Below are 11,957 nucleotides of genomic sequence, written 5' to 3'. Positions count from 1 at the left end.
CGTTTTCGTTTACATTCTTCCCATGACAAATTGCGTACTTTGTAAAGAAGAACTCACTCCTGAAGAAGGTCAACTGATCTGGCGAGGCGATGATTGTCGCGTCATCCTTGTTAATGACCCTGATTTGCCTGGGTTTTGCCGCGTTATCTGGAATCGTCACATCGCTGAGATGACAGATCTCACCTATAGTGAGCGTGAGCACTTAATGGCTTTGGTATTTGCGGTTGAAGAGGCTGTACGTCATGTAATGCATCCACATAAAGTTAATATCGCAGCTTTGGGTAATATGGTTCCGCATATACATTGGCATGTCATTCCTAGATTCAAGGATGATGCTTTCTTTTCTGGATCTATCTGGTCTACTCGGAGCCAACAAACACCTGCTTCTGTATTGAGTCAGAGACAAAAGGTTGCACTAGACCTTCCGCATGCTGTTCGCGAACAAATTTCTCAGTTATATTAGTAATAATAAAAATAGAAGCAGCTGATAGTTTCATCAGTTTCTCAAAATTCTCACTAGGAGACATAAATGAGTCGTTGGATATTGAGTCAATCCAAATTTTGGATCGTGGCCTTGTTGGGTTTTTCCTCTATAGGTGTAAATGCTCAAACAAAATGGGATTTAGCAAGTGCTTATCCAGTCAGTAATTTTCACACTGAAAATCTCCAGCAGTTAGCCGTTGACGTTAAAAAAGCTACTGGCGGTAAGTTAAAGATTGTGGTTCATCCAAACGGTTCATTATTTCCTGCAAATGGAATTAAGCGTGGCGTCCAAACTGGACAGGCTCAAATGGGTGAGGTGCTGATCTCAGTATTGGCAAATGAGAATCCGATTTTTGGGGTGGATTCCATTCCATTTTTAGCGACTAGTTATAAAGATTCTGAAAAGCTCTGGAAGCTTTCCAAAAATGCCACCGAGGCTGCTCTGCAAAAGCAAGGTTTGAAGGTAGTTTATGCGGTACCTTGGCCGCCGCAAGGTCTTTATTCTAAGAATCCTATTAATTCAGGCGCTGATATGAAGGGTCTGAAGTGGAGGGCATATAACCCAGCATCCAAGATTGCCGAGTTGGTGGCTGCGCAACCAGTCACGGTCCAGGTGGCTGATTTAGTTCAAGCCATGGCTGCAGGTACTATTAATTCCATGATGACCTCTGGTGCAACTGGTGTGGATATCAAGGTATGGGAAAGTTTGAAGTATTACTACGTTTTGATGGTGAATCAAAAAGCATTTGATGCATTGGATAAGCCAACGCAAGCAGCATTGCTGAAAGCCTGTGCTGAAGCTGAAAAGCGAGGTACAAAATTTCAGAAGAAAAGACTAAGCTATATAACGAGACTTTAGCTAAAAATGGTATGGTCGTACAAAAACCATCCCCTCAGTTGAAGAATGATTTGGATAGGGTTGGTCGAATCATGGTTGCCGAGTGGATTCGCAGTGCAGGTGATGAAGGGCAAAAAATCATCGAAGAATTTAAAAAGTAAGATTTATGCACGCACCACGAAGTTATTACGGCCATCTTTTAGATGGTCTAATCCAAGGGGCCGCCGCTTTGGCGGCCTTATGTATTCTCAGTATCTGCATTTTGATGGTGTTAATGTCACTGTCACGAGAATTTGGTATTAACCTGCGTGGAGCTGATGACCTGATTGCGTGGCTATGTGCGGCATCAGCTTTCTTAATACTGGGCCAAACATTTCAACATGGTGGCATTGTTCGTGTTGAAATTTTTTTAGGTACATTGAATGATGCGTGGAAGAAGCGCTTGGAGATTATTGGCCTAGCTGTTATGTCTGCTTTTTGTCTTTATGCCTTAGCTGCCTTTTCTTTATTTGTATATCAAAGTTGGAAATTTAATGATGTTTCTCAGGGGCAAATAATTGTGTCACTCTGGATCCCACAAATTTTCACCGCATTAGGTTGTCTCATCTTTTTCTTAGCGGTAGTAGATGAATTAGTTCGTGTAATTAAGGGCGGCAAACCTCGTTATCAACAAATGGCAGAAGATCGTTTATCTGTTGGTGATTTTGGGGAGAGCTTGTGAGCATCACATTAATTGCTCTGATTTTATTGGTCTTGATGTCCTTCTTGCTCTTGATGGGTGTTTGGATTCCAGTTGGCGTAGCTATTACCGCATGGTTTGGTTTAGCCTTTTTCTCAGATAAAGACACGATGATGAATTTAGCCAATGTTTGGTGGAATTCGAGTTCGTCATATACCTTAGCTTCTCTGCCTTTATTTGTCTGGATGGGGCGAGATCCTTTTTAGAACCAAATTCTCCGAGCAGATGTTTGCTGGATTGTCTCCGTGGCTCAATTGGTTACCTGGTCGCTTGATGCATGTGAATATTTTGGGCTGCGGTATTTTTGGTTCTGTATCTGGTTCATCGGCGGCAACCTGTGCCACTATTGCTAAGTCTGCATTACCCGAGCTTACGAAGCGTGGCTATGATGAAAAAATCACTCTAGGCTTTTTGTCTTGTGCTGGCACTTTAGGGATCTTGATTTCGCCCTTAATCACGATGGTAGTCTTATGCCGTTGTAGCTGATCAATCAATTATTCGAATCTTTTTAGCTGGATTTATACCTGGCGCCATTTTGATGGGTTTGTTTTCTGGCTACATCGTTATGTGGGCTTTGCTGAACCCAGATAAAACGCCTCCAGCAGAAAAATATTCTTGGCAACAGCGCATTCACTCCATTGGGCAATTAATGCCCTGTACCGCATTAATTATCTTTATTGCTTGGTTGATGTTGGCTGGATACTCTACAGCCACAGAAGCAGCGGCTTATGGTGTTGTGGGTTCCTTAGTATTAGCTGCGGTAGGGCGCAATCTTTCCTGGTCTAACTTTTGGCAGAGCTTGCTTTCTGCTACCCGTCTGACTGCCATGATTAGTTTGTGCTGGGAGCAACCTCATTTCTATCAATTGTGATGAGCTACACAGGTATTCCCAGAGGCTTGGCTGAGTGGGTGCAGAGTATGCATCTTTTACCATGGGCACTCATTTTTGTTTTAACGATTATTTATATTTTGCTAGGTACTGCCTTAGATGGCATTTCGATGATTGCTTTAACTACGGTGACGGTCTTACCTATGGTGCAACAAGCTGGCTTTGATTTAGTTTGGTTTGGTATTTTCATAGTTCTGTTGGTAGAGATTGCAGAAGTAACGCCCCCTGTCGGATTTAACCTTTTTGTCTTACAGAGCATGACTGGTAAAGATAGCAATTACATCGCCAAAGTATCTTTACCCTTCTTTGCCATGATGGTGGTGGCAGTTGCGATGATTACCATATGGCCAGAGTTAGTGACATGGCTGCCAGATCAGTTTTTGCAAAAAGAAATTAAGTAGCCTCAATGCAGTTAAAGAGATCTAGGAAAGCTGCTAGCAAGGCTGATATCCTCGATTTAGGTGATTCTGCTGTATTGCTTGATTTCCGTGGCTACCCAGAGCCCCTGAGTAAGATTCACCAATTAGCGGATCTTTTATTTTCGCTCTCACCAGCATGGCTTTTGGATTTAATCCCAGGCATTGATAGTCTCTTAGTCGCCTTAAAATTTTTAGACTCCAATTATCGGGATACCCGTCTCACTGCTAAAGCAGAGATTGAGGTATTGCTTAAAAAGTTATTGAGTGAAAAAAGCGAGAAGCTAAGAATGAGGTAGTTCATCGTATTCGAGTCTGCTATGATCCAGAACTAGCCCCAGATTTATTGGCAAGCGCTGAAAAATGTAATTTGACTGTACGAGAGTTTATTAATCGCCATAAAAACTCAAAGATTCAAGTAGATATTTTGGGCTTTATGCCAGGGTTTTCATATTGCAGCGGATCAGATCCCAGCTTAAAGTTACCCCGTTTGGAATCTCCGCGAATCGCTGTGCCTGCAGGGTCAGTTGCCATCGCAGAATTGCAGACAGCTATTTATCCTCAGTCTACTCCGGGGGCTGGAACATTATTGGCCGAAGCCCCGATGTGTTATTTGATACTCGCAAGTCCGATCCAAGTCTGTTGAGAGCTGCGGAATACGTTGAGTTTATTGAAATTGATTTAGATGAGTTTAGGAAAATTGAAGCGCAAAAATTAAACAAAGGGGCGCAAAATAAATCAAAAAAAGGTGTAGCGAATCATTCTATCGAGGTGATTTCTCCGAGTTTACAAACCACTATACAAAGTTTGCCACGTTATGGTTTTGCGCATTTAGCCTTGGGTGCTGGCGGCCCAATGGATCAAGAGGGCGCACGAATGGCAAACGCTTTATTAGGCAATCCTGATGATGCAGCAGGACTCGAAATCACTGGTGCGGGAACCAAATTACTATTTCATGAAGATATTTGGGTTGCTTGGGTTGGTGCAAGTTGTATGGTGCACGCGAGCAGTAACTCTATTCCAGGTAATCGGCCTGTATTTATTCGTAAAGGTGAAACCCTAATTTTTGGAACCATGCTGCAAGGGCATCGGCTATTTTTGGCTTTGAGTGGTGGTATTGATAGCGAATTTATTTTAGGCGGAAAAGGTTCCCATCTTAGTGCTGGCATTGGCGGTAATGCCTTGCAAAAAGGGGATGTGTTGCATTTGTCCCATGCACAGGATATTTACAAGCCATTCATCAAAAAAATGCAGGATGCGCAAATACGTTTTCCCAAGTGGTCAATTGCTTCACCTGCCTTGCCGGGAAAAAGCTGGAAATTATTAAGGCGCTACCGAGTATTCATTTGAATGTGTTGAGTGCGGATGAACAAGATGCTTTATGGAAAACTGTTTGGACTGTATCTTCACAAAGTAATCGTATGGGGATGTGTTTGGAAAGTGATTTGAAAATATCAAGTCCAATAACGGGAATTGCCTCCCAAGGAATCTGGTTTGGTACGGTTCAGCTACCCCCATCTGGCCAACCTATTTTGATGATGGCTGAGCATCAAACTACCGGCGGGTACCCCAGATTAATGGAGATGGTCAGTTCCGAGCGATCTAAATTGGTACAATTAAGATCCGGGCGACAAAATTCAATTTTTGCCGATTACTCTGGAAGAGGCTGATCAAATCAATACAGCGTATTTTCGTGAGCAGAGAAAATACATTTGATAATGTAAGGGCAATTCTTTTGGCGGCATCATGAAACATAAAATTGACCTAAATAGCGATATGGGCGAGGGCTTCGGTATCTGGGAGATGGGTAATGATCTCGCCCTCTTAGACTAATTGACTCTACCAATATTGCTTGTGGATGGTACGCTGGCGACCTAGAGCGCATGAAAAAATTAGTGGCAGCTGCCTTGCAAAATCAGGTATTGATTGGCGTTCATCCTAGTCTTCCAGATTTAGTCGGATTTGGTAGAAGGGAAATGGCCATTACTCCTAACGATGCTTATAACTTTGTCCTGTATCAAGCGGGCGCTCTTCAAGCATTTATTCGTGCACAAGGTGGAAGCTCCACCATGTAAAACCGCACGGTGCGTTTTACAACCAAGCAGCAAAAGATATGAACTTGGCCCGCGCAATTGCTCAGGCCGTGAAGAATCTAGGTGATGACGTTATTTTGCATGGATTAGCCTCCAGTTGTTTTGTTAAGGCTTCAAATGAGATTGGCATTTCCCTATGGCAGGAGGTGTTTGCAGATCGGCGATACACCTCAGAAGGATATTTGGTGCCTCGTACTCAGGTTTGAGGTATTAATCGAGGATGAAGAAGAGGCTGCAGCTCAGGCGCTACGAATGGCTCAAAAGGGTGAAGTGATTGTGCCTTAGATGGTAGTGGCGTCAAAGTCCAGGCCGATACATTATGTATTCATGGGGATAACCCAACAGCGCTTGATTTTGCGAGAAAGATCAAAGCCCTGCTGTAATGAAGTTCAATTTAAGGTATCAATATGCGATTACAGCAGATTAAACGAGTCATTCCATTACTTTTCGCTAGCCTATTATTTTTTGGCACAGCATCCGCAGCGGAAATTTAGGTGATTACTTCGGGCGCCTTTGCCGAGGCATTAAAGGTGCTGGTTCCAGAGTACGAAAAACAATCTCTAAACACAGTGATGATTTCTTACGGATCTTCGATGGGGGCGGCATCAGACTCGATTCCATCTCGATTGGCCAGGGGTGAAAAGTTTGATGTTCTTATATTGGCTGTTCCCGCTTTGGATGGGTTTATTAAAAGTGGGGCGGTCCAGCCAGGTACTAGGGTTGATTTGGTGGCTTCTGTAATGGGTGCTGTAGTGAAGTCAGGCGCACCCAAGCCAGATATCAGCACAATGAGTGGCCTTTAAATCCGCATTGCTGAATGCGAAGCGCGACGAGAAGCGGATTTGGGCTTTCAGCAGGTTAGTGAGTTGCTTCCCATACCAGGAGTAGACTTTATTGGTGAGCTACCTCCAGAAGCACAGAAGACAGTTTTATTTTCAGCTGGGATCACAAGCAATTCTGCAAATTCAGAAGCATCTAAACATTTAATTGGATTTTTAGCTTCGACAAAAGCGGTGCCTACTATTCAGAAGGCCGGTCTCAAGCCGGTGTTGCCAGCATTGCCTTGGTGAGAAGAGTTAAAAATATATTTCAAATGAGAGTAGAAAAAATGAAAAAAATAAGACTTATTTTCAAGGCGGCGATTATTCTTGGTGCCTGCTTGGTATTTAACACAGCATTTGCTGCTGATCCATGGCCTAACCATGCTATTAAATTTATAGTCGGATTTGGGCCTGGCGGTGCTAACGATACCGTTGCTAGGGTAGTTGCTGAAGCAGTATCCAAGCAATTGGGCCAGCCCATTATTGTTGAGAATAAGCCTGGCGCCGGATCTGTCTTGGGTGCAGATTTTGTGGCGAAGAGTGCACCAGAGGGCTATACCTTTTTTGTCAGTGCTGGTGGCATTATCACTAATCCTATGATTAAGTCCCCTATGTCATATAAGGAGAGTGATTTAGTTCCTGTTGGTTTATTAACGATTAGTCCCTCCATCAGTGTTGTTTCAGAAGATTTGAAAATCAACAATATGAAAGATCTGCTGGCGTTGGCTAAGGATCCCAAAGGTTTAAATTTTTCCACCGCTGGCACGGGAAGCACGCCGCACTTTGTGGCGGAGATGTTGAAGGTTAAGGCGGGTGGAAAATATGAAATCATTCCTTACAAGAGTGGTTCCGAAGGGATGATAGCGGTCATTTCCAATCAGGTGGATGCAACCTCAGAAGCTAGTGTCGTGGTCATTCCGCAGATTCAGGGTGGAAAGTTAAGGCCAATTGCCTCTACATGGAATAAACACATAAGTGCGTTGTCAAATGTACCGACTACTAAAGAACAGGGGTACCCAGAAGTATTTATTGGACACTGGGCTGGCGTTTTTGCTTCAAAGGGAACGCCACAGATGCTATCTTGGAGAAGATGAACCAAGCAATTAATGCTGGCTTGAAAACAGCTGCCGTTCAGAGTTGATTGGTACCGTAAGGTATTGAGCCATCTCCAGGAACTCGCGCATCATTCATTAAGTTCTTGGCAGATGAAAAAGCAAGATTAGAGCCTATTGTGAAGCGCGCCACTATGAAAGAGGATTAAACCAGTTTCTTCAGTGCTTCTAAATATTTTTCAGGATTCAGAGGTTGGCCTTCACGCTGCGCCTCCCACATCACTTGACCCAAACACTCCATCATCAGGTGCTGTGCTTCATGCATTGAGCCTGCTTTTTGGGAAAGTTTGTCAGCTATCTCTTTAATGCCTGGAGGTTGATTAATCGATATTTGCTCACTGATCGATAAATGCATCGACAGGTGTAGAAATGGGCTGGATTCACCACGTTCGGGGGTGTAGTCTTGTCCAAGTGCGCCTTCTGGGTCTGCTAGTAGCGAATGATATTCGGGGTGCTCAACCATCCAATCGCTCGCGAGAGTTTCCATTGGGTCGAGAATATGGTTATCGGTTTTCTTTTTCCAGGTATCACAGAAAAAGCGACGTACTTCTTCACGGGTTGGATTAAATATCGCCACGGACTTTTCCTTTGCCAGTTTTTTGTTTAAAGCCACATAAAGGCTCAACAATACATTGCCCACATTCTGGGTTACGGGCCTTACAAGTATATCGACCATGCAAAATAAGCCAGTGATGGGCATTCAATAGATATTCCTTGGGAACGCGCTTCAGTAATTGCTCTTCTACCTTAAGGATATCTTTGCCAGGGGCAAGACCAGTTCGATTGGACACTCTAAAGATATGGGTATCAACAGCAATGGTGGGTTGACCAAAGGCTGTATTGAGAATGACGTTCGCAGTTTTTCGACCTACGCCAGGAAGAGCTTCTAATTCCTCACGAGTTTGGGGAACTTCACCCCCATGTTTTTCCAGCAGTAAACGACATGTCTCCTGGATATGTTTGCCTTTGGAGTTAAATAAACCAATATGTTGAATAAAAGGTCTGACATCCTCTTCACCCAAATCCAATAGGGCCTGCGGGGTATTGGCGATCTTAAATAATTTTTTGGTGCCTTTATTCACCGAGACATCAGTCGCTTGTGCCGAAAGTAATACTGCAATCAGCAACTCAAAAGGCGAGCTGTATTCCAACTCGGTTTTGGGCTTGGGATTATTTGCTTTGAGCTGCTCAAAAAAAGCACGCCGCTTCTCAAGATTCATCATTTCTTTTGCTGAGCTCGTGCAATAGCGGCTGCAATGATGGCGCGTTTGCGTTCTTGTTCTTTTAACTCTTCTTCAGATTGAGGCGCCTCACTATTTACCATCTTTAATTTAGCTGCTGCTTTTTTAGCTAGACGATCATCGTTATCTTTTTGTTCTGTATCAAGGCGCTGCTCACGATCGTGATAGCGCTTGCGCGAGATATTTGCCAACTCTTGAGACCAGGCATCCCAGCCTGTTTTATTTCCGCTGACATCAATCATGCTGATGCAATCAACTGGGCATGGCGGAATACAAAGATCGCACCCTGTGCACCATTCAGTTAAAACCACATGCATTTGTTTAGAGGCGCCAACAATCGCATCTACAGGGCACGCCTGAATGCATAAGGTGCAGCCAATACATTTTTGAGGGTCGATAAATGCAACTGGTCGGGGTCGCTCCACCCCACAATCAGAGTCGACAGTAGGGTGGAGATCAAAAGCGTCTTGTGGGTAAATGGGTATCAGGACTTTACTAAGACGTTTAATGCTCTCTACTCCACCTGGGGGGCATCGATTGGGCAATGCATCGCCGCTGGCCATTGCTTCTGCATATCCTCGGCAATCAGGGTAGCCACATTTAGTGCATTGAGTCTGCGGAAGGATGTCCTCAAGTTGATCAATGAGTTTGTTTTCTTGGCTCATGAAATTGCTTGTAGAAATATTCTGTCAAAATTAAAGGCTCCGAAGAGCCCTTAATTTACGCTGACTTAGTAGTTCGTGTTGCAGTTTTTTCGTATTCTGATGCTCACGAATAAAGGTTTTAATCTTTGGATAAACCTTCTCGCGCCAACGGCGACCAGCAAAGATGCCATAGTGACCTGCGCCTGCGACTTCATGGTGGTCTTTATTATCTTTCGGAATGCCTGTGCATAAACCATGCGCCGATTGGGTTTGACCGCTTCTGGAGATATCGTTAAGCTCACCTTCAACAGTTAGAAGCGCAGTCTTCTTAATATCTTGTGGCTTAACCAATTGACCAGCGACTTTCCAGGTGCCATTGGGTAGTGCGTAGTCTTGGAAAACAGTTTTAATGGTATCCAAATAGAATTTGGAATCCAGATTTAATACTGCGTTGTACTCATCATAGAAACGGATGTGTGCCTCTGCATCCCCTTCATCACCACGTACTAAATTGGTGAAGTAGTCCCAATGCGATTGTAGATGGTTTTGTGGGTTCATGGCAATAAAGCCAGTATGTTGCAAGAAGCCTGGGTAAACACGACGACCTGCGCCTGGGTAGTTAGGTGGAACGTTATAAATCACATGGCTCTCAAACTACTCATAAGACTTTTGATCTGCTAAGTTATTAACAGCAGTAGGTGATTTACGCGCATCAATTGGACCGCCCATCATGATTATCGATGCAGGAGTTGCTTCGCCCGCAGAGGCCAGCAATGAGATCGCCCCTAAGGTTGGTACGGTCGGCTGGCAAACAGAAATGACATGTAAATCTTTTGCGCCAATAGTGCGAATAAATTCTTGAACATAGTGAACGTAATCATCTAGACCAAATTCACCATCTTCAATCGGAACTAGTCGAGCGTCGATCCAATCGGTAATGTATACCTTAGGGTCTTGCAAAAGAGTGCGTACAGTGTCACGCAATAATGTGGAGTGGTTGTCCAGACAGAGGGGCAACAACTAAAACCACTGGATCATCTTTTAGTTTTTTTGATGACATCAACATCATCTGAGAATCGTTTGAATCGAACCAAGTTGCAAAAAGGTTTTGCAACGATTGTTCTTTCATGAATAGCAACTTCGCGACCATGTGCTTGTACAGAGCGAATACCAAATTCAGGCTTCTTATAGTTCTTACCCAATCGGTATAAGAGTTCGTAGCTAGCAGCTAGGCGCGCGCTCTGATCCTGAAACCATTAACGCAGGATTAGAGGCATTAATAAATGCTTCTGATGCGGCCCCCCGCGCGCCCAAGAGCTAACGGGTTGAAGTAAGGCTTTTTGAAATTCGTGTAACTGATATACCATGGTACCTCCGGTAATTCAGTCTATCCGCTTATTAAGCTTTGTTAAGCCAATACACGGGCGATTGCTTTAGCCACTTTGTCAATATTTTTGGTATTGAGGGCTGCCACACAAATGCGTCCAGTAGAGAGGGTATAAATGCCATCTTCTTTCTGTAAGCGCTCAACTTGCTCGGCTGTTAGGCCAGAGTAAGAAAACATTCCACACTGCTTTTCGATAAAAGCAAAGTTTTGCTTTACACCAGCTGCAGCGAGTTTTTCAACGAGACCATGACGCATGGACTTAATGCGATCACGTATTTCTGCCAACTCATCTTCCCAGAGCTTGCGTAGTTCTGGTGAATTTAAAACAGCTGCAGTAATTGCTGCGCCATGAGTTGGGGGGTTGGAATAGTTAGTGCGAATGACGCGCTTCAATTGTGAAAGCACGCGAGTGGATTCATCTTTGCTTTGTGTCACGATAGAGAGAGCGCCAACGCGTTCACCACAGAGTGAAAATGACTTGGAAAAAGAGTTGGATACAAAGAAAGACATGCCAGATTCAGCAAAGAGGCGAACTGTAATACCATCTTGCTCAATCCCGGCCGCAAATCCTTGGTAGGCCATATCTAAGAAGGGGATAAGGCCCTTGTTCTTACAGATATCAATCACTTGACGCCATTGGGCTTCAGCAATATCTGCACCAGTTGGGTTGTGGCAACAAGCGTGTAACAACACTGTTGTGTTCTTTGGGAAAGACTCTAAAGATTTCACCATGCCGTCAAAATCAACGCCACGTGTTTTGCCGTCGAAGTAGGTGTACTCAACTACATCAAAGCCGGCAGATTCAAAAATGCCGCGATGGTTTTCCCATGTTGGGTTGCTAATAGCGCATGGTGCATTTAAGTTCAGATGCTTGATGAAGTCAGCGCCAACACGTAATGCGCCTGTACCGCCCAAACATTCGGCAGTCACAACGCGACCATCTTTAATAAGCGCTGAGTCAGTACCAAACAATAAGTTTTGCACTGCACTGTTGTAAGGGTTCGGTCCTTCGATGGGGATATAGCTACGCGGTAAGTGCTTTGCAACAATCGCTTCTTCCGCTTTAATGACCGCTTTTAAAAGTGGAACCTTGCCTTCGTCTGTGTAATAAACACCAACGCCTAAGTTCACTTTGTCAACGCGTTGGTCGGCAACGTAGGCTTCTGTGAGACCAAAAATAGGATCTTTAGGGGCTAATTGGACGGAGGTAAACAGGGCCATTTGAGGTCGAAAGTGGTAGTTTTAAGGTAGTTTTGTTCGTAATTGACGTTAAAAATTGTCGGTTTTTGAGGCT

The 11,957-nt window shown here is 44.0% G+C and carries 12 protein-coding genes and 5 pseudogenes; 12 read left to right on the top strand and 5 right to left on the bottom strand.

Annotated elements, in window-relative coordinates; translation table 11 throughout:
• Window positions 1–22 precede the first annotated feature (22 nt).
• The 12 genes and pseudogenes from DXE37_RS08475 (at window position 23) to DXE37_RS08420 (ending at window position 7,540) form a co-directional block, all read left to right on the top strand.
• The gene (locus DXE37_RS08475; protein WP_114637183.1) at window positions 23–463 is read left to right on the top strand and encodes an HIT family protein; all 441 of its coding nucleotides are present in this window, start codon (window positions 23–25) and stop codon (window positions 461–463) included.
• 66 nt (window positions 464–529) lie between these two features.
• Window positions 530–1,482 (top strand): annotated as a pseudogene (locus DXE37_RS08470) (TRAP transporter substrate-binding protein).
• A 5-nt stretch (window positions 1,483–1,487) separates the two neighbouring features.
• Window positions 1,488–2,042: a TRAP transporter small permease subunit gene (locus DXE37_RS08465; RefSeq protein ID WP_114637182.1), complete on the top strand. Its 555-nt coding sequence runs from the start codon at window positions 1,488–1,490 to the stop codon at window positions 2,040–2,042.
• Window positions 2,039–3,350 (top strand): annotated as a pseudogene (locus tag DXE37_RS08460) (TRAP transporter large permease). Before DXE37_RS08465 ends, DXE37_RS08460 begins: the two are co-directional and overlap by 4 nt.
• A gap of 5 nt (window positions 3,351–3,355) precedes the next feature.
• Window positions 3,356–3,664 carry a 5-oxoprolinase subunit B family protein gene (locus DXE37_RS08455; RefSeq protein WP_114637181.1) on the top strand — a complete coding sequence of 103 codons (309 nt, stop codon included), beginning with the start codon at window positions 3,356–3,358 and terminating at the stop codon, window positions 3,662–3,664.
• 8 nt (window positions 3,665–3,672) lie between these two features.
• Window positions 3,673–4,011 (top strand): carboxyltransferase domain-containing protein, encoded by a 339-nt coding sequence (locus DXE37_RS14425; protein ID WP_114637180.1) that lies wholly within the window; start codon window positions 3,673–3,675, stop codon window positions 4,009–4,011.
• Window positions 3,972–4,715, top strand: a complete 744-nt coding sequence (locus DXE37_RS08445) for a 5-oxoprolinase subunit C family protein (protein WP_162786243.1) — start codon at window positions 3,972–3,974, stop codon at window positions 4,713–4,715. The genes DXE37_RS14425 and DXE37_RS08445 overlap by 40 nt, the downstream gene beginning before the upstream one ends.
• Window positions 4,643–5,035 carry a 5-oxoprolinase subunit C family protein gene (locus DXE37_RS14420; RefSeq protein WP_415066957.1) on the top strand — a complete coding sequence of 131 codons (393 nt, stop codon included), beginning with the start codon at window positions 4,643–4,645 and terminating at the stop codon, window positions 5,033–5,035. The genes DXE37_RS08445 and DXE37_RS14420 overlap by 73 nt, the downstream gene beginning before the upstream one ends.
• 76 nt (window positions 5,036–5,111) lie before the next feature.
• Window positions 5,112–5,778 (top strand): annotated as a pseudogene (locus DXE37_RS08435) (5-oxoprolinase subunit PxpA); the annotation flags it as partial.
• Between the two features lie 174 nt (window positions 5,779–5,952).
• Window positions 5,953–6,261, top strand: coding sequence for a substrate-binding domain-containing protein (locus DXE37_RS12960; protein ID WP_114637177.1), 309 nt, complete (start codon window positions 5,953–5,955; stop codon window positions 6,259–6,261).
• Window positions 6,262–6,528, top strand: coding sequence for a molybdate ABC transporter substrate-binding protein (locus tag DXE37_RS12955; RefSeq protein ID WP_114637176.1), 267 nt, complete (start codon window positions 6,262–6,264; stop codon window positions 6,526–6,528).
• A 38-nt stretch (window positions 6,529–6,566) separates the two neighbouring features.
• Window positions 6,567–7,540, top strand: a pseudogene (locus tag DXE37_RS08420) (Bug family tripartite tricarboxylate transporter substrate binding protein).
• On the opposite strand, the gene DXE37_RS08415 reads toward DXE37_RS08420, so the two are convergent.
• The 5 genes and pseudogenes from DXE37_RS08415 to DXE37_RS08395 all read right to left on the bottom strand — a co-directional run bounded on the left by DXE37_RS08415 (window position 7,537) and on the right by DXE37_RS08395 (window position 11,884).
• Window positions 7,537–7,962, bottom strand: coding sequence for a DUF1841 family protein (locus DXE37_RS08415; protein WP_114637578.1), 426 nt, complete (start codon window positions 7,960–7,962; stop codon window positions 7,537–7,539). The pseudogene DXE37_RS08420 and the gene DXE37_RS08415 sit on opposite strands and share 4 nt — an antisense overlap.
• Window positions 7,955–8,611 (bottom strand): endonuclease III, encoded by a 657-nt coding sequence (gene nth / locus DXE37_RS08410; protein ID WP_114637577.1) that lies wholly within the window; start codon window positions 8,609–8,611, stop codon window positions 7,955–7,957. The genes DXE37_RS08415 and nth overlap by 8 nt, the downstream gene beginning before the upstream one ends.
• A complete protein-coding gene (gene rsxB / locus DXE37_RS08405; protein ID WP_114637175.1) occupies window positions 8,611–9,297 on the bottom strand; it encodes an electron transport complex subunit RsxB in 687 nt (228 codons plus the stop codon). Before rsxB ends, nth begins: the two co-directional genes overlap by 1 nt.
• Window positions 9,298–9,327: 30 nt before the next feature.
• Window positions 9,328–10,643: pseudogene (locus DXE37_RS08400) on the bottom strand (polyhydroxyalkanoate depolymerase).
• A 41-nt stretch (window positions 10,644–10,684) separates the two neighbouring features.
• Window positions 10,685–11,884 (bottom strand): amino acid aminotransferase, encoded by a 1,200-nt coding sequence (locus DXE37_RS08395; RefSeq protein WP_114637174.1) that lies wholly within the window; start codon window positions 11,882–11,884, stop codon window positions 10,685–10,687.
• Window positions 11,885–11,957 lie beyond the last annotated feature (73 nt).

The organism is Polynucleobacter necessarius (assembly GCF_900095205.1).
Classification (GTDB): Bacteria; Pseudomonadota; Gammaproteobacteria; order Burkholderiales; family Burkholderiaceae; genus Polynucleobacter; species Polynucleobacter necessarius_E.
Note: the sequence above shows the minus strand (reverse complement) of the source record. Positions and strands in the feature narration are given on the sequence as shown.

What these genes read in the sequence shown, in the direction of transcription:
- DXE37_RS08475 (WP_114637183.1), top strand. Translation starts at nt 23, where the DNA reads ATGACAAATTGCGTACTTTGTAAAGAAGAACTCACTCCTGAAGAAGGT.
- nth (WP_114637577.1), bottom strand. Translation starts at nt 8,611, where the DNA reads ATGAATCTTGAGAAGCGGCGTGCTTTTTTTGAGCAGCTCAAAGCAAAT.
- DXE37_RS08395 (WP_114637174.1), bottom strand. Translation starts at nt 11,884, where the DNA reads ATGGCCCTGTTTACCTCCGTCCAATTAGCCCCTAAAGATCCTATTTTT.
- DXE37_RS08465 (WP_114637182.1), top strand. Translation starts at nt 1,488, where the DNA reads ATGCACGCACCACGAAGTTATTACGGCCATCTTTTAGATGGTCTAATC.
- rsxB (WP_114637175.1), bottom strand. Translation starts at nt 9,297, where the DNA reads ATGAGCCAAGAAAACAAACTCATTGATCAACTTGAGGACATCCTTCCG.
- DXE37_RS08455 (WP_114637181.1), top strand. Translation starts at nt 3,356, where the DNA reads ATGCAGTTAAAGAGATCTAGGAAAGCTGCTAGCAAGGCTGATATCCTC.